Here is a 16,272-nt window from a genome sequence, read left to right on the forward strand (position 1 = left end):
CCGCGACGATGCGCGGCGTGCGAGCCGTCAGCATACCGTCTCGGGAAAAATCGCGGGCGCTGCGTGCATCGCCGGGCACGCCGCGATCAGCCGGCGACGCCGGCACTCACGCGCACGAGCGCGGCAACGCGTTCGCGCACCCACTGATGCGCGCGGTCCGTCTCGCGCGACTCGTGCCAGTACGCGAGCAGCGGAAACGGCTTGAGCCGCAGCGGCAGCGGCTGCACGGCGATCGGCAGCAGCGCCGCCATGCGCAGCGCATACGTGCGCGGCAGCGTCAGCAGCAGGTCGCCCGTCGCGGCGATCTGGCACGCGGCGAAGTAATGCTGGCAAACGAGCTGGATATGGCGGAAGCGTCCGTCGTTACCGAGCAACACGTCGAGCGATTGCGGTTCGCCGAGCGACGACACCGCGACGTGTCGCGCGGCGAAATAGTCGCCGCGCCGCAGCGGAGCGCGCGTCAACGGATGATCGTGCCGCATCGCGACGACGAGCGAATCGTCGAGCAGGTGTTCGGTCACGATGCGCGGACCGGTCTGCACGCGTCGATCGATGGCCAGATCGAGATTGCCCGATGCGAGTTCGCGTTCGATGTCGTGCACCGCGATGCGGCGGCTCACGAATCGCAGGCCCGGCGCCTCGTCGGCGAACGCGGCGACGATGCGCGGCAGCGCGATCGATTCGAGCACGTCGCGAATGCCGACCGCGATGCTCAGGTCGAGCGTCGCCGGGTCGAATGCCGACGGGTCGCGCGCGGCGCGTTGCAGGCCGGCGAGGTGAAGCTGCACGTCCGCGATGATCGTGCGCGTGCGCTCGGTCGGCACGACACGGTTGCCCTGGCGGACGAACAGCGGGTCGTCGAAATGCGCGCGCAGCCGGTTGAGCGCATGCGTGACCGCCGGCTGCGTGAGGTGCAGCGCGCGGGCGGCCGCGCCGATGCCGCCGTATACGTAGACAGCATCGAGCACGCGGAACAGGTTCAGGTCGAGACGATGGTCGGCGGGCACGGACGAAGTCGGCGTGGTGGGCGGTGGAGCGATTCTAATGGATGCGCGAACAACCGAACGCGGCTGCGTGCGGCAGAGGGCCGATCGATGCCGTTCGATGCAAGCCGATGACGATCGATGCGCGACGCGACGGTGCGCGCATCCGCGGCGCGATTCGAATGATGCACACGATGCGAGCTGCCCGTCGGCAGGCGCATTTCCGCGCGGCCGCACCAGCGTGCGGCGACAGCCTGTAGAAATCCGCCATCATACTGTCCCGGTCGGCCAATTCGCGCCAAAGACACGACCCCTTCGGCTAAGATGCCGTCGCTTCATATTTCGAGATAGCCGTCCCTGTCGCACGAGTTCAAACCAAATATAAGCCTGACAGTTCGACGGTATTAGAAGAAGTCGAAACAGTCCGGGGGCTTGGCAGTGGAAGCAGCAGATCAAAGATGGGTCGTCATCTATTTGAGTAAAGGTTTTTCCTTGGCACAGGCCGCGCGCCTTGGCGAGGCCTTCAATCTGGCGAATCGCCTGCACGCGTTCAGTGCGGATTACCAGCTGAAGTACGTATCGGAAAGCGGAGGATTGTTGCAGTCGTCGTCGGGCGTGCAGATCGCTGCCGATCCGCTCGGCGACGAGCACGGCCACCGCGCACTCGCGTTCTTTCATCTTCATGGCGACCGCGCGTCGGTCAACTGGAACGATGCATTGCGCCGCCGCCTGGCGAACATCCGCCGGCATGCGCGATGGATCGTCGATGCGATGGACCTGTCGACGCTGGCGGCGTCGCAACGGCAGACGGATGCCGGTCACGCGCGAGCCGATCCCGCGCGCCGTGCGCCGCCCGCGATCGAACCGCAGGCCGGGGAGGCCGACGTGTTCGCGACCGTGCTCGACATGTTCCGCACCGATCTCGGCGACAGCGCCGCGCAGGAAATCGCCAGCAACCTCATGCGGCCGGTCGAGCAGCGCTACGCGCAGTCGATGTGGGCGTTTCGCGAGCTGAGCGCGAGCCCGTCGATCAGGATGTCGGCGCAACGGCTGCGCGCGCAGAGCGCGAACCGCATTTCGATCGCGGAAGTCGCGCGGACGGCCGCGATGAGCGAGCGCAATTTCCTGCGGCGCTTCAAGAAGGAAATCGGCGTGACGCCGACCGAGTTCGTGCAGCACGTGCGGCTCGAGCGTGCATGCCACATGTTGATTCACACGACGCTGCCGGCCGACAAGGTCGCGCGGCGAACGGGCTTCGGAAGCGGCGAGCGTCTGGCGAAGCTGTTTCGCCAGCGCCTGCTGATGTCGCCGACGGAATTTCGCGTCACCGAGCGCGAGCGGATCCTGACGAGCGGTGCCGGCGCGGCCGATCCGCAACTCGAGCCGCTGCCCGCGAAATCGGCTGGCGAGCGGGCGAGCCGGGGCACGCTCGCCGATGTGCGCGAGAAAACGGGACGGATAACCGTAAAATCACCGTGTCGCGATCACGATCCCCGGTTTCCATGCCCCTGCTCCCCACTACCGCCACCGCGCCCTTCTGCCCGTCGGAAGTAAAGGGCAGCATCACGATCGACGCCGGCGCGTCGCGCTGGATGAAGCTCAAGCGCTTCTTCGGCCCGGGCCTGCTGGTCGCGATCGGCTACATGGATCCCGGCAACTGGGCCACCGACATCCAGGCCGGCTCGCAATTCGGCTATTCGCTGCTGTGGGTCGTCGCGTTCTCGAGCCTCGCCGCGATCTTCCTGCAGATGCTCGCCGCGCGGCTCGGACTCGTCGCGGGCAAGGATCTCGCGCAGGCGAGCTACGACCGCTATGGCCGCTTCGGACGCCTCGTGCAGTGGGTCACCGCCGAAGTGTCGATCATCGCGTGCGACATCGCCGAAGTGCTCGGCTGCGCGCTTGCGTTCAAGCTGCTGCTCGGCGTGCCGCTCGCATGGGGGATCGTGCTGACCGCGCTCGACACGGTGATCGTGCTCGGGCTGCAGGGCAAGGGCGTCCGGCAGATCGAGGCGATCGTGCTCGGCCTGATCGCGACGATGGCGTTCTGCTTCGTCGCGCAGGTCGCGATCACGCCGCCGGACTGGCATGCGGTCGCGGCGGGGCTCGTGCCGGGCAATCCGGGCCACGACCGCAAGGACGCGATCGTGCTCGCGCTCGGCATCGTCGGCGCGACGATCATGCCGCACAACCTGTATCTGCATTCGTCGGTGGTGCAGACGCGCCACGTCGTCGGCGGCGCGCGCGGCCTGATCCGCGACACGCTCGCGCTGGTGCGAATCGACACCTGCGTGTCGCTGTTCGTCGCGATGCTGGTCAATGCGGCGATCCTGATCGTCGCGGGCGCGGCGTTTCATGCGACCGGCCAGCACGACGTGACCGACATCGAACAGGCGTACCGGCTGATCACGCCGATCGCGGGCGGCGCGGCCGCGCTGCTGTTCGGCATCGCGCTGCTCGCGTCGGGGCAAAGCTCGACGCTGACCGGCACGATCGCCGGCCAGGTGATCATGGACGGCTTCCTGCACACGAAAATCCCGTGCTATCAGCGCCGGCTGATCACGCGCGGGCTCGCGCTGATGCCGGCGCTGATCGGCGTGCTGTGGCTCGGCGAGAACTCGGTCGGGCGGCTGCTGGTCTGGAGCCAGGTGCTGTTGAGCCTGCAGTTGCCGTTCGCGATGTGGCCGCTGATCCGGTCGGTAAGCGATCGCGACACCATGGGCGAACATGCGATCGGCCGCGGAATGCAGGTCGCCGCGTGGGCGCTGTTTGTCGTCATTACCGGCACGAACCTGCTGCTGATTACGGGTGTCGCGGGCTGATACAGCCTGTCACAGGCTGAAACAGGCGAGCGGCGCGGCTGCGTTAAACTGCGCGTTTTGTCAGCTGTTCGACGTGCGTTATGTGGAGTGAAATCAGCAACATCGGCGACGCCGCGTTGACCCTGCCGGTCGCGCTGACGTGCGCGATCTGGCTCGCGCTGTCCGACTGGCGGCTCGCGGTGCGCTGGGTCGCGCTGCTCGCGGCCGGCATGAGCCTGGTCGGGGCGACCAAGATCCTCTACGCGGGCTGCGGTGTCGAGATTCCGCAGTTCGACTTCCGCGTGATCAGCGGCCATACGATGCTGTCGACGTCCGTATGGACCGTCGCGCTGTCGATGCTGTGGCAGGCGTTCCGTGCGGGCAAGGCGCCGGGTGTGGTGGCCGGTCTCGCCGTCGGCGCGGTGACGGCCGTCGCGCGCGTGTTCGACCATTCGCACACGATTCCCGAAGTCGTCGTCGGCTGGCTGCTCGGCGCGCTTGTCGCGCTGGCCTTCCTGCGTGCCTACGACCGCGCGCACACGCGCTCGTTCTCGCCGCGCATCGCGGCCGTCTGCCTGCTTCTCGTGTCCGGCATCGCGTACGGGAATCGCGCACCGTTCCAGCAGATGATCGATACGCATTCGCCGCAGTTCTGCGCATTCATGCGCACGTCGGGCAACGGGTTCTGACGGCCGTTCGTTCCGGGGCGTCGGTGCCTCGACGTCTGCGCCGTGGCGGCCCTCCGAGTCGCAACTCATTCTTTCCGCCATTGAACCGATATTCCTGACGATCCGGCGCGCTGGGCGGCGCATGCGGGGATACGACGGTCATGAATCGGATCTATGACCGGGCATTACGAATATTCATTTCATCGATCGGCGGCAATCGCGTACGCTGGCGTTCGTTCGTTCACGGCCAGCGGCGGCGGCCTTGATGCGTCCGGCGCGAGGCGGCCGGCTCGCTATACTCGCGCAAAGCGCGCGGCCGTCGACCAGCGCACGGCAACCGCCGTCGCGGCGCCGGTCCGCCACGACGATTCACGACAGGAGCAGGTCCCATGACAGTCGTTTCACCGCGCCTCGCAGGCAAGTGCGCGTACATCACGGGCGCCGCCGGCGGCCTCGGCCGCGCGATCGCGCGCCGGATGGTCGAGCAGGGCGCGCGCGTGTTCCTGACCGACATCGCCGATGCGGCGGTGCTCGACGCATTCGCACACGAACTCAACGCGGGGCGCGCGGCGCCCGTCGCATTCGCGGCCACGCAGGACGTGCGCGACGACGCGCGCTGGCAGGCGTTGCTTGCGCAGGCGAACGAAGCGATGGGCGGCTTGTCGGTGCTCGTCAACAACGCTGGTGTCGGGTCGATGGGCGCGCCCGCGCAGATCGAGCTGGACGAATGGCGGCGCGTGATGGCGATCAACGTCGAGAGCATCCTGCTCGGCTGCAAGCATGCGCTGCCGTACCTGGGCGCAAGCCGCCCGGCGTCGATCATCAACATCTCGTCGGTGGCCGCGTTCAAGGTCGAGCCGGATTTCACCGCGTACAACGCGTCGAAGGCGGCGGTCGCGTCGCTGACGAAGTCGGTCGCGATCGATTGCGCGCGCCGCGAGCTCGATGTGCGTTGCAACTCGATTCACCCGGCGTTCATTCGCACGGGCATCGTCGAGCCGCTGTTCCAGTCGCTCGGCGAACGCGATGCGACGCGCAAGCTCGCACGCGGCATTCCGCTGCGCCGGCTCGGCGATCCGGACGACGTCGCGCATGCGGCCGTCTATCTGGCATCCGACGAAAGCCGCTTCGTGACGGCCGCCGAACTCGTGATCGACGGCGGCATGTGCGCGGTCTGACGCGCATCGACCACAACAACCGGAGGAGAACATCGTGTCGACACCCGTGAACCGCCAGCTGCTGCTGAAGACGCGCCCGGAAGGGCGCGTCGGCCGCGAACATTTCTCGCTCGTCGAGACGCCGGTGCCGGCGCTCGCCGACGGCGAAGTGCTCGTGCGCGTGCTGTATCTGTCGATGGATCCGACCAACCGCGTGTGGATGAGCGACGTGCCGCAATACCTGCCGCCCGTCGCGATCGGCGAAGTGATGCGCGCGCTCGGCATCGGGCGCGTGGTCGCGTCGCGCCATGCGGGTTTCGCGCAAGGCGATCTGGTGCAGGGGCTGGTCGGCTGGCAGGACTATGCGGTCGTGCCGGCCGACCAGGCCGCGCAGCTCGTGAAACTGCCCGCGCAGTCGGGCCTGCCGCTGCCGACGCTGCTCGGCGCGTGCGGAATGAGCGGCCTGACCGCATATTACGGACTGACCGACATCGCGCCGGTGCAGCCCGGCGAGACGCTCGTCGTGTCGGCGGCCGCCGGATCGGTCGGCTCGATTGCCGGCCAGATCGGCAAGATCCACGGCGCACGCGTGGTCGGGATCGCGGGCGGCGCGGACAAGTGCCGCTATCTGACCGAGACGCTCGGCTTCGACGCGGCCGTCGACTACAAGGCCGACGATTTTCGTGAGCAGCTGAAGGCCGCGACGCCCGACGGCGTGCACGTCAACTTCGAGAACGTCGGCGGCGAGGTGATGCGCGCGGTGCTGTCGCGGATGGTGATCGGCGGGCGCGTCGCGCTGTGCGGCGTGATCTCGAACTACAACAGCGGCCGCGCGGCGGACGACGTCGGCGTGCTGATCTCGAAGCGGATCACGATGCGCGGCTTCCTGATTCTCGATTACCGCAAGAGCCGCGAAGCGGTGCAGACGCTCGCCGGCTGGCTGCGCGACGGCCGGCTCAAAGCCGAGGAAACCGTGGCCGACGGGCTCGAGAACGCGCCCGACGTGCTGAATCGCCTGTTCGACGGCGACCATCGCGGCAAACTCGTGCTGCGCGTCGATCCGGACGCCTGAACCGCGGCGCTCGCGCGCGTCGAGTCTGAATAGTTCGACATCAATTTAGGATTTGTCCCATATATTGTTCCGGCTGCTCTCCTTAAAGTAATTGCCAGCAAGCGGCGGCGTGACATGCGCGTCACGCCGCCGTTTTTCATTTGCGCGGCGAAAAGGGAGGCGAAACATGCAAACGAAGACGGGACAAACCGCACGGGCGGCGCTGCACGATCGAACGAAGCGGCGCATCGGCGCCAGGCTGCGGATCGTCGCGACCGGGTTCGGCATCGCGTTCGCGATGTCGGGCGCCGGTGCGGCCGAGCAGGTGCATGCGGACGGCATCGTGCGCTTCGCCGGCACGCTCGTCGATCTGTACGACGTGACATTCGACGCGCCGTCGGTCGACGCATCGAGCGGCGCGACCGCCGCGATGCTCCGGTTCGATGCACATGGCCGCCGCCTGCCCGGCGCGCATGTGGCGCTCGTGGAACTGGACGGCCGGCCGCTTTCGCGCGCCCCGGGCGCGGAGGTTCGCGCGACATGGCGCGATGCGCGCGACGATCGGATCGTGCCGCTGGAAGCTGCCGGTACACATCGTGTCGGCCCGTATGGCGGCGTGCTGACGGTCGCGGGGCCCGACATGGAAACGGGCGCCGTGGCGCCCGTCGTGATCAGGATTCGACATCCGTGACGCGTTGCGTCATTCGCCTTGCTCGGCGCGCGCGTAGATGTCCCAACTCGCCATGAACAGCGCGGCGACGAGCGGCCCGATCACGAAGCCGTTGATGCCGAACAGCGCCATCCCGCCGAGCGTCGAGATCAGCACGACCCAGTCGGGCATCTTCGTGTCCTTGCCGACGAGGATCGGGCGCAGCAGGTTGTCGACGAGGCCGATCACGCCGACGCAGAACGCGACGAGGATCACGCATTTCCAGATCGCGCCGGTCGCGAGGAAGTAGAGCGCCGCGGGCACCCACACGAGGCTCGCGCCGATCGCGGGAAGCAGCGACAGGAACGCCATCAGCGCGCCCCACAGCACGACACCTTCGATCCCGAGGATCCAGAAGATCAGGCCGCCCAGCGCGCCCTGCACGAGCGCAACCGCGATGTTGCCCTTCACGGTTGCGCGCACCACCGTCGTGAACTTCGCGAGCAGCAGGTTCTTGTGTTCTTCGTCGAGCGGCATCGCGCGGCGCACGCGGCGGCCGATCTCGCCGCCGTCGCGCAGCAGGAAGAACACCATGTACAACATCACGCCAAAGCTGACGACGAACTGGAACGTGTTCTGGCCGATGCTGAGCGCCTGCGTTGCCGCGAACTGGCTGATCTGCGCGGCGCCGTCGGTCAGCTTCTTCTGGATGCCGGGGATGTTGGTCAGCCCGTACTTCTGCAGCAGATTCTGGATCGACGTCGGCAGTGCGTGAATGATGTCATGGAAGTACTGCGAATAATTCGGCTGCGCGTTCTTCAGTTCCTGGTACACGTACGCGATTTCCTGCACGAGCGTCGCCATGACGAACACGAGCGGCAGGATCACGATCAAGATGATCAGCGACAACGTCACGAGCGCGGCCAGGTTGCGCCGCTTGCCGAAGCGCGCGGCGAGCCAGCGCTGCACCGGCTGGAACAGGATCGCGAGAATGGTGCCCCAGAAGACGGCGCCGGAAAACGGCGCGAGAATCCAGCAGAGTCCGACGGTGACCGCGAACAGCAGGAAGTAGAAGAATTTTTGGTGATCGTGTCCGCTATCCATGGATGATTCGCGCAGATTGATGCCTGGTTTGATTGAATCTCGTTGCCTCGGGCGCGATCGGCTCGCGAACGTCACGGCTCGCGGCGCAGCGCGCGCAGGGTGGCCCGATCGGCAGTATGCCCGCAAAGGTGCCGCCATCATAGCCGCTGTGCGCGGCGCACACGAAAACGCCGCGACCGGAGTCGCGGCGTTGCCGGCAAGCAAATCGGCCCGGGGGCCGTGCCGCCTCGTCAGATGTGGAGCCGGGTGATCTTGGTGCCGTTGACCGACAGGTCGCCCATCAGGCCCGCGTTGGTCAGGACCAGCACCTCGACCGGTGCGGTGGCCGTGTTGGAGTCGACCGCGCCGTTCGCGCCCATCTTCACGACCGCGACGGAAGCGTCGGCGCCGGCCGACCAGCCTTCGGACTTGCGGAACGAGTCGAGCGCGTCCTGCGTCATGAACAGGAACACGATCGCCTTCGATTGCGCGCCGGCCTGCAGACCCACCGACAGCGACGACGTGTTGTAGTAGCCCACGGTGCTGCCGCCGACACGCAATGCGCCGTTGCCGGACTGGCCGCCGACGATGAAGCCGGCCTGCAGCACGTTCGGGAACACGAGCACGCCGCGCGATTTCGCGACGAGTTCACGCGAGCCCGGCACCGTCGAATAGAGGCGCGACAGCGTCGCGTTCACGCTCGCGTCGATCGACTCGCGTTTGGACGCGCTGGTCGATGCGTTGTCGGGCCTGTCATGCGTGGTGGTGCAGCCGGCAAGTGCGAGACTGCCGAGCATGACGGCGGCGGCGGCCTTCAGGGCGAGGGACTTCTGCATGGCGTTTCTCCTTCGTTGTCGGGTTGAGGACGGATGGGGCGGGCGGCGGTGCGGGCAGCCCCGTTCAACGGCGGGCAAGCAGCAAGCCCGCGACGAACGCGAGACCGGCGACGACGCCTGCGGTCTGCCATGGGTTGTCGTGCACGGCTTGTGCGACGCGTTCAGCCGAATCGCGCAGCCGCGCGGCGGCGGTCCCCGACGCGTAGTCGAGCGTGCTGCGCGCTTCGTCGAGCCGCGACTGCACGCGCTTGCGCAGCGCGGCGATGTCGCCGTCGCCGTCGTTCTTCAGCAGGTCTTCCAGTTCATCGACCAGCCCGCGCAGATCGTCGGACACGTCCGCATGCAGGTCACGGGCAGCCGAGCGCGTCGTGCGTCCGACGCGCCGGCCGGTACGGCGGATATCGGAGAGGCCACGGTCCAGCTTGTGTTCGATCGAGTCGGTGAGCGCCATGATGTTTATCCTCCTTGGATTTGGTTTGCAGCCCGGATTTGCAGGCCAATTTGAAGATAAGACGTATCCCAGCAACCAATGTGATTCACATCAGCCAATTGAGTTTCGAGACAAATTTTCAATTCGTCGGCAAGTTTCCCGGAAAGCCCCGCGCGACGGGGCGCGGCGACGGTTGAAAAAATTTCGCACTTCCGTCGAAACGACGTAGCGAGCCGTCGGGCGACGTGAAAGTCCGGTAAATATGGCGTCGTCCGATGTGTCAGGTAAATAGTGCCATTGCACCTGCATTGCCGATGCAATTGCACTAACCGTCCATTTCCTGGTGGAGCAGGGTTTGTGCCCGAGCCGATTCGCGCAGCATCGTTGCCCGGTGCCAGGTCGTCATCCTGACAGCAAAATCGCGTGTCGCGATCCAATTGGCCATCCGGCCAGTGCCGAATGGCCAACGATGCGCGCAGGGCCGGCCGGTGCTGCTACGCTTCGCATCTGACGTATCGTTCGCCCGCGATCCGAGTGCTTCCGCGGAAAGCCCCCACCGGAGATTTCCATGTCCTACATGCTGTTGATTGTCGAACCGACCGGCCAACGCGCCGAACGCACGCTCGAAGACGGGCAGGCGCTTTACGCGCGGATGGTCGATTTCGCGCAGACGCTGAAGGCGCGCGGCGTGCTGCGCGGCGTCGAGTCGCTCGAGCGCTCCGAGCGCGCGACCCGCGTGCAGGTGCGCGAAGGCGAGACGCGCCTCGTCGACGGGCCGTTTGCCGAAGCGAAGGAAATGGTCGGCGGCTTCTTCATCGTCGACGTCGACACGCGCGACGAAGCGATCGAGATCGCGCGCCAGTGCCCGGCCGCGCAATGGTGCACGGTCGAAGTGCGCGCGGTCGGCCCGTGCTTCCTGTGACGGGTGCATCTCGGTATTTACCCTGATTCGTCGCGCGGCACGTCGATTCGACGGTCGGCCGCCCGTCGTCCGGATAAGGCGCCGATGAGCGGATGCCCCTTTTCACCGATGACAAGGAGTGAACGATGCGATTCATGATCATGATCCGGGCGAACGCCGTCAGCGAATCCGACGCATTGCCGGACGATCGGCTGGTCGAGGCGATGACGGTCTACCACGAGGAACTCGCCAAGGCCGGCGTGCTGCTCGACGCGAACGGCCTGCGGCCGAGCGCGCACGGCTGGCGCGTGCGGTACACCGGCGGCAAGGGCACGGTGGTGGACGGCCCGTTCGCGGAGACGAAGGAGCTGATTGCCGGCTACACGCTGATTCAGGTGCGCTCGCGTGACGAGGCGCTCGAATGGACGCGCCGGTTTCCCGCACCGTTCGGTGCCGAAATGGATTGCGAGATCGAGGTGCGGCCGCTGTTCGAGCTCGACGACCTCACACCGAGCGACGCGGTCGAGCGGTTTCGCGATCTCAACGTCGGCCGCACCCACGCCTGAAACCGTTCGAATCCAATCTCACCGGAGCATCCGTCATGCACAAGATGGTCTTCATCAATCTGCCCGTGGCCGACCTGCCGCGCTCGAAGACGTTCTACCAGGCACTCGGCTTCGAGGTCGTACCGGCTTATACCAACGATCAGGCCGCCTGCATCAAGATCAGCGACACGATTTTCGCGATGCTGCTCGTGCGGCCGTTTTTCCAGACCTTCACCGGCAAGACGATCGTCGATCCGGCGACGCAGGTGCAGGCATTGTCGTGCCTGTCGTGCGACAGCCGCGCCGAGGTCGACGCGATCGTCGCGAAGGCGCTCGCGGCCGGCGGGTCGGCCCCGCAAGCGCCGCGTGAGTATCCGAACATGTACGGCCACGGATTCGACGATCCGGACGGTCACGCATGGGAGCTGATGGCCATGCCGCTGGATGCGTCCGCCGAGGGGCAGGCGTCGTGACGCGTGAGGCGACTCACCGTGCGATCGAAGCGGTCTGGCGGATCGAGGCGCCGAAGATCATTGCGCGCGCCGCGCGGGTGGTGCGCGACGTCGGCGTGGCCGAGGAACTCGCGCAGGACACGCTCGTCGCGGCGCTCGAGCACTGGCCCGTCGACGGCGTGCCCGACAACCCGGCCGCATGGCTGATGACGGCCGTGAAGCGGCGCGCGCTCGATCGGGTCCGGCAAGAATCGCTGCATGCGACGAAGCGCGATCTGCTCGGGCGTGAAATGGATGCCCTGGACGCGCACGTCGTCCCGGACATCGCGGATGCGCTCGCCGATGCGCGCGACGACGATATCGGCGACGACCTGCTGCGGCTGATCTTCACGTCGTGCCATCCGGTGTTGTCGACCGATGCGCGCGTCGCGCTGACGTTGCGGCTGCTCGGCGGATTGACCACGAGCGAAATCGCGCGTGCGTTCCTGTCGCCCGAGCCGACGATCGCGCAGCGCATCGTGCGCGCGAAGCGCACGCTCGCGGCGGCGCGCGTGCCGTTCGAGGTGCCGGCGGCCGATGCGCGGCCCGCGCGGCTCGCGTCGGTGCTCGAAGTGATCTACCTGGTGTTCAACGAAGGCCATGCGGCGACCGCGGGCGACGACTGGACCCGCCCGGCGCTGTGCGACGAGGCGCTGCGTCTCGGCCGCGTGCTGGCCGGCCTCATGCCGGACGAAAGCGAGGTGCTCGGGCTCGTCGCGCTGATGGAGCTGCAGGCGTCGCGCATGCACGCAAGGACCGATGCGCAGGGGCGGCCCGTGCTGCTGCTCGACCAGGACCGCTCCCGCTGGGATCCGCTGCTGATCCGGCGCGGGCTCGCGGCGCTCGAGCGCGCGACGAAGCTCGGCGGCGTGCGCGGCCCGTACGCGCTGCAGGCCGCGCTGGCGGCGTGCCATGCCCGCGCGCGGCACGCGTCGGAAACCGACTGGGCGCAGATCGTCGCGCTGTACGACGCGCTCGCCGAAGTCGCGCCGTCGCCGGTCGTCGAGCTGAACCGCGCGGTGGCGGTGGGGATGGCGTTCGGGCCTGCCGCGGCACTGGAAATCGTCGACGTGCTGCGTGACGATCCGGCGCTCGCCCGCTATCACTGGTTGCCGAGCGTGCGCGGCGACCTGCTCGCGAAGCTCGGCCGCGCCGATGAAGCGAAGGTCGAGTTCCGTCGAGCGGCGGAATTGACCCGCAACGAACGCGAAAGGGAATTGCTGCTGAAGCGTGCGACGGATGCGTGACACATCACGAGCGACGCCGGTGCGAATGCAGCGGTCGTCGCGCGGGAAGATCGAACCCGTAGCCGCCGCCCGCAGCCCGCAAGCCGCAAGCCAGCGAAACGCCACCCCACCCGGCGACACGACCCGCCGCTCCATTCCCTCAACTGTCCCTCATTCCCGCCGTCCGCTATCGCCCGGATTGAAAAAGCCTATTGGGGGATGCGAACGCCAGCGCCTAGATTAAAAGGCACGAAGCGTGCGCGTCCGGCATGCGCTTCGTTCCCCACATACATGAACGATCGGCCCGGCTTCGCACGCGGCCGCGCCGACTCGAACGGAGGCGCAAATGGCTCAACTCAAGGGCAGCAAGACCGAAGAGAATCTGAAGGCCGCATTCGCGGGCGAATCGCAAGCGAACCGGCGCTATCTGTATTTCGCTTCGAAGGCCGACGTCGAAGGCCAGAACGATGTCGCCGCGCTGTTCCGCTCCACTGCCGAAGGCGAAACGGGCCATGCGCACGGCCACCTCGAATATCTCGAAGCCGTCGGCGATCCGGCGACGGGGCTGCCGTTCGGCTCGTCGCGGCTGAATCTCGAATCGGCGATCGCCGGCGAGACGCACGAATACACCGACATGTATCCGGGCATGGCGAAGACGGCGCGCGAGGAAGGCTTCGACGAAATCGCGAACTGGTTCGAGACGCTTGCGAAAGCCGAGCGCAGCCACGCGAACCGCTACACGAAGGCGCTCGACGCACTCGTCGACTGACACGCGTCCGGCAGCAACGCGGCACGGCCAGGCCCGACATGGCGCGGTCGGCCGTGCGTTGATCGCTGCCCGCGTCGCGCGGGCGGTGCGTGCGCGCGCATGCGCGCCAAGCTGGAGCGCCCCATGCCACACAAGGAAGGCAGTCTCGAAGCCCCGACGCGGCATCCGCTCGACTGGCAGTCCGAAGCGTTCTACGATCAGGCCGCGATCGATGCGGAAATGACGCGCGTGTTCGACATCTGCGCCGGGTGCCGGCGCTGCGTGTCGTTGTGCGGCGCATTTCCCGCGCTGTTCGACCTCGTCGACGACACGCCGATGGGCGACATCGAGGAAGTGCCGAAGGACGCGTTCGGCAAGGTCGTCGACCAGTGCTACCTGTGCGACCTCTGCTATATGACGAAATGCCCGTACGTGCCGCCGCACGCATGGAACGTCGACTTCCCGCACCTGATGCTGCGCGGCAAGGCGGCGCGCTACAAGCGCGGCGAGGCACCGCTGCGCGACAAGGTGCTGTCGAACACCGACGCGCTCGGCCATTTCGCGGGCATTCCGATCGTCACGCAGGCGGTGAACGCGGTGAATCGCATGCCGCCCGCGCGCCACGCGCTCGAAGCGGCGCTCGGCGTCGATCGCAACGCGTGGCTGCCGGAGTTCGCGCCGCGCAAGTTTCGGCGTGCCGCGAAGCGCTCGGACAGCCTGCCGGTACGTGACGGCGAACGCACGCCCGGCAAGGTCGCGATCTACGCGACGTGCTACGTGAACTTCAACGAGCCGGGCATCGGCCACGACCTGCTCGCGATCCTCGCGCACAACGAGATTCCGTACGAGCTCGTCACGCGCGAAGCGTGCTGCGGGATGCCGCTCCTCGAGCAGGGCAACCTCGAGGGCGTCGCCGCGAAGAAGGCCGTGAACGTTCCGGTGCTGGAGCGCTATGCGCGCGAAGGCTATGCGCTGATCGGCGCAATCCCGAGCTGCGTGCTGATGTACAAGAGCGAACTGCCGCTGATGTTCCCCGGCGACGAAGCCGTGCGCGCGGTGGCCGACGCATTCTGGGATCCGTTCGAATACGTGATCGCGCGGCATCGCGACGGTTTGCTGAAGACCGACTTCAAGCAGGGCCTCGGCACCGTGTCGTACCACGTGCCCTGCCATGCGCGCGTGCAGAACATCGGCCGCAAGACGGCCGACACGCTGTCGCTCGTGCCCGATACGCGCGTGAACGTGGTCGAGCGCTGCTCGGGGCACGCAGGCACGTTCGGCGTGAAGAAGGCGTTCCACGCGGACGCGATGCGAATCGGCGCGCCGGTGTTCAAGGCGATGGCCGAGCCGAAGCCGGATGTCGTGTCGTCGGACTGCGCGCTCGCCGGCCATCACATCGCGCAGGGCATCGACGAGAAAGGGTTGCCCGCGGCGCCGCTCGCGCATCCGCTGACGCTGCTGCGCCGCGCCTACGGCATCTGAGGCCGCCGCTGCACGAAGACATCGACGCTATCCGAGGACATCCCATGACGCTGACCCGCGACTCGCTGCTGACGCTCGAAGCGTACGCGAAGATCCGCAAGGCCGAACACGCGCGGCTCGTCGCGTACAAGCGCCGCCGCGCGGTGGCGCTCGGCAACCATCTGCGCTTCCTGTTCGAGGACGAGACCACGATTCGCTATCAGATCCAGGAAATGCTGCACATCGAGAAGATCTTCGACGAGGCCGGCATCGAAGGCGAGCTGGAAGCCTATCTGCCGCTCGTGCCCGACGGCACCAACCTGAAGGCGACGCTGCAGATCGAATACGAGCACGAGGCCGAACGGCGGGCGGCGCTCGCGCGGCTGATCGGCGTCGAGGATCGCGTGTACCTGCGGGTCGACGGGCACCCTGACGTCTACGCGATCGCCGACGAGGATCTCGACCGCGACAACGCGGAGAAGACCTCGGCCGTGCATTTCGTGCGTTTCGAACTGGACGGGCCGACGCGCGTGGCGCTCAAGGGTGGCGCGGCGCTGTCGATCGGCTGCGATCACCCGGCCTATACGGTGCCGGCGCAACGCGTGGACGCGGACGTCGCCGCGTCGCTGGCGGGCGATCTGCGTTGATTGCAAGCGACAGGGTGCCGCTTCCCGTATCGCGCGGACTCCCTGTCATTCCGACCCGAAACGAGACGCCGCGCCTGTCGCGCCGGCCGCTGTCGGCAGTTTGCTACTGCAACATGTAACAAACCCGTCGACGCTTGCACGCCAGGAAACAATGTGCATCGCACCGCGACCGCTTTCATTACTTGCAGAGAAACAATAAAGAGATTGTGCATCAGGAAAATCGACTCCAATGGAGTTTGAACGATTTACCGATTCGTGAATATCTTGTTACGAAATTTTCCCTGATTTACCGATTTGCGGCGGCAATTCCCGGCAATGTCGCCGATGAGGGTCGGACCAACGCGGACGCCCGCCTGGCGCGTCGCTTCGGCACCCCGCAGTGCCCCGCCAGACGGGGCTTCCCAGCCTCCGGCATAACGATCGCGTAAAAAAATTCAAGCATAAATGGATTGCGCATCCTTGGGAGGTTGTTTCAGTGAGTAACATTAAGTCATTGTCATATTGAGATAAACCCTGAGGATGGTATGCTTCGTGCACAAAAATTCCCACATTGGAGTGAGACCGTGATTTGTGCGCCATTGCCGTGAATGGCGGCACC

General features: G+C 66.7%; 17 protein-coding genes. 13 read left to right on the plus strand and 4 right to left on the minus strand.

Annotated features, from left to right (window positions below):
- Positions 1-86 precede the first annotated feature (86 nt).
- A complete protein-coding gene (locus WS51_RS02480; protein ID WP_059868478.1) occupies positions 87-1,007 on the minus strand; it encodes a LysR family transcriptional regulator in 921 nt (306 codons plus the stop codon).
- 468 nt (positions 1,008-1,475) lie between these two features.
- Between WS51_RS02480 and WS51_RS02485 the strand changes: the two genes are divergently transcribed.
- From WS51_RS02485 to WS51_RS02510, 6 genes are all read left to right on the plus strand, one after another.
- Entirely contained in the window at positions 1,476-2,537 is a 1,062-nt protein-coding gene (locus tag WS51_RS02485) for a helix-turn-helix domain-containing protein (protein ID WP_069228547.1), read from the plus strand.
- Positions 2,486-3,802 (plus strand): Nramp family divalent metal transporter, encoded by a 1,317-nt coding sequence (locus tag WS51_RS02490; RefSeq protein ID WP_059448750.1) that lies wholly within the window; start codon positions 2,486-2,488, stop codon positions 3,800-3,802. Before WS51_RS02485 ends, WS51_RS02490 begins: the two co-directional genes overlap by 52 nt.
- Positions 3,803-3,882: 80 nt before the next feature.
- Complete coding sequence (locus WS51_RS02495; RefSeq protein ID WP_059804105.1) at positions 3,883-4,470, plus strand: phosphatase PAP2 family protein; 588 nt, start codon at positions 3,883-3,885, stop codon at positions 4,468-4,470.
- 368 nt (positions 4,471-4,838) lie between these two features.
- Positions 4,839-5,627, plus strand: a complete 789-nt coding sequence (locus WS51_RS02500) for an SDR family oxidoreductase (RefSeq protein ID WP_069228548.1) — start codon at positions 4,839-4,841, stop codon at positions 5,625-5,627.
- 34 nt (positions 5,628-5,661) lie between these two features.
- A complete protein-coding gene (locus WS51_RS02505) occupies positions 5,662-6,678 on the plus strand; it encodes an NADP-dependent oxidoreductase (protein WP_059770413.1) in 1,017 nt (338 codons plus the stop codon).
- A 166-nt stretch (positions 6,679-6,844) separates the two neighbouring features.
- Positions 6,845-7,348, plus strand: coding sequence for a thioesterase (locus WS51_RS02510; protein ID WP_155773556.1), 504 nt, complete (start codon positions 6,845-6,847; stop codon positions 7,346-7,348).
- Positions 7,349-7,357: 9 nt separating this feature from the next.
- Here the strand turns inward: WS51_RS02510 and WS51_RS02515 are convergent, their stop codons facing one another.
- The 3 genes from WS51_RS02515 to WS51_RS02525 form a co-directional block, all read right to left on the minus strand.
- Entirely contained in the window at positions 7,358-8,410 is a 1,053-nt protein-coding gene (locus WS51_RS02515) for an AI-2E family transporter (RefSeq protein WP_059448745.1), read from the minus strand.
- A gap of 230 nt (positions 8,411-8,640) precedes the next feature.
- Complete coding sequence (locus WS51_RS02520) at positions 8,641-9,225, minus strand: BPSL1445 family SYLF domain-containing lipoprotein (RefSeq protein WP_059448744.1); 585 nt, start codon at positions 9,223-9,225, stop codon at positions 8,641-8,643.
- A gap of 64 nt (positions 9,226-9,289) precedes the next feature.
- Positions 9,290-9,676 (minus strand): ElaB/YgaM/YqjD family protein, encoded by a 387-nt coding sequence (locus WS51_RS02525; protein ID WP_059448743.1) that lies wholly within the window; start codon positions 9,674-9,676, stop codon positions 9,290-9,292.
- A 547-nt stretch (positions 9,677-10,223) separates the two neighbouring features.
- Between WS51_RS02525 and WS51_RS02530 the strand changes: the two genes are divergently transcribed.
- The 7 genes from WS51_RS02530 (at position 10,224) to WS51_RS02560 (ending at position 15,674) form a co-directional block, all read left to right on the plus strand.
- Positions 10,224-10,577: a YciI family protein gene (locus WS51_RS02530; RefSeq protein WP_059448742.1), complete on the plus strand. Its 354-nt coding sequence runs from the start codon at positions 10,224-10,226 to the stop codon at positions 10,575-10,577.
- A gap of 125 nt (positions 10,578-10,702) precedes the next feature.
- On the plus strand, positions 10,703-11,122 hold the full coding sequence (locus WS51_RS02535) for a YciI family protein (RefSeq protein WP_059448741.1): 420 nt from the start codon (positions 10,703-10,705) through the stop codon (positions 11,120-11,122).
- A 35-nt stretch (positions 11,123-11,157) separates the two neighbouring features.
- Positions 11,158-11,574 carry a VOC family protein gene (locus WS51_RS02540; protein WP_059448740.1) on the plus strand — a complete coding sequence of 139 codons (417 nt, stop codon included), beginning with the start codon at positions 11,158-11,160 and terminating at the stop codon, positions 11,572-11,574.
- Positions 11,571-12,839 (plus strand): RNA polymerase sigma factor, encoded by a 1,269-nt coding sequence (locus WS51_RS02545; protein WP_069228549.1) that lies wholly within the window; start codon positions 11,571-11,573, stop codon positions 12,837-12,839. Before WS51_RS02540 ends, WS51_RS02545 begins: the two co-directional genes overlap by 4 nt.
- A gap of 325 nt (positions 12,840-13,164) precedes the next feature.
- Positions 13,165-13,587 (plus strand): rubrerythrin family protein, encoded by a 423-nt coding sequence (locus WS51_RS02550; RefSeq protein WP_040140994.1) that lies wholly within the window; start codon positions 13,165-13,167, stop codon positions 13,585-13,587.
- Positions 13,588-13,710: 123 nt separating this feature from the next.
- Entirely contained in the window at positions 13,711-15,048 is a 1,338-nt protein-coding gene (locus tag WS51_RS02555) for a heterodisulfide reductase-related iron-sulfur binding cluster (protein ID WP_069229104.1), read from the plus strand.
- Between the two features lie 44 nt (positions 15,049-15,092).
- Complete coding sequence (locus tag WS51_RS02560) at positions 15,093-15,674, plus strand: DUF3501 family protein (RefSeq protein WP_069228550.1); 582 nt, start codon at positions 15,093-15,095, stop codon at positions 15,672-15,674.
- Positions 15,675-16,272 lie beyond the last annotated feature (598 nt).

This window comes from Burkholderia territorii (assembly GCF_001718335.1).
Lineage (GTDB): Bacteria > Pseudomonadota > Gammaproteobacteria > Burkholderiales > Burkholderiaceae > Burkholderia > Burkholderia territorii.

Bases quoted from the DNA above. Each gene is read 5' to 3' on its own strand.
- WS51_RS02490 (WP_059448750.1), top strand. From the start codon at position 2,486: ATGCCCCTGCTCCCCACTACCGCCACCGCGCCCTTCTGCCCGTCGGAA.
- WS51_RS02535 (WP_059448741.1), top strand. From the start codon at position 10,703: ATGCGATTCATGATCATGATCCGGGCGAACGCCGTCAGCGAATCCGAC.
- WS51_RS02515 (WP_059448745.1), bottom strand. From the start codon at position 8,410: ATGGATAGCGGACACGATCACCAAAAATTCTTCTACTTCCTGCTGTTC.
- WS51_RS02525 (WP_059448743.1), bottom strand. From the start codon at position 9,676: ATGGCGCTCACCGACTCGATCGAACACAAGCTGGACCGTGGCCTCTCC.
- WS51_RS02520 (WP_059448744.1), bottom strand. From the start codon at position 9,225: ATGCAGAAGTCCCTCGCCCTGAAGGCCGCCGCCGCCGTCATGCTCGGC.
- WS51_RS02530 (WP_059448742.1), top strand. From the start codon at position 10,224: ATGTCCTACATGCTGTTGATTGTCGAACCGACCGGCCAACGCGCCGAA.
- WS51_RS02500 (WP_069228548.1), top strand. From the start codon at position 4,839: ATGACAGTCGTTTCACCGCGCCTCGCAGGCAAGTGCGCGTACATCACG.
- WS51_RS02560 (WP_069228550.1), top strand. From the start codon at position 15,093: ATGACGCTGACCCGCGACTCGCTGCTGACGCTCGAAGCGTACGCGAAG.
- WS51_RS02495 (WP_059804105.1), top strand. From the start codon at position 3,883: ATGTGGAGTGAAATCAGCAACATCGGCGACGCCGCGTTGACCCTGCCG.
- WS51_RS02540 (WP_059448740.1), top strand. From the start codon at position 11,158: ATGCACAAGATGGTCTTCATCAATCTGCCCGTGGCCGACCTGCCGCGC.
- WS51_RS02510 (WP_155773556.1), top strand. From the start codon at position 6,845: ATGCAAACGAAGACGGGACAAACCGCACGGGCGGCGCTGCACGATCGA.
- WS51_RS02555 (WP_069229104.1), top strand. From the start codon at position 13,711: ATGCCACACAAGGAAGGCAGTCTCGAAGCCCCGACGCGGCATCCGCTC.
- WS51_RS02550 (WP_040140994.1), top strand. From the start codon at position 13,165: ATGGCTCAACTCAAGGGCAGCAAGACCGAAGAGAATCTGAAGGCCGCA.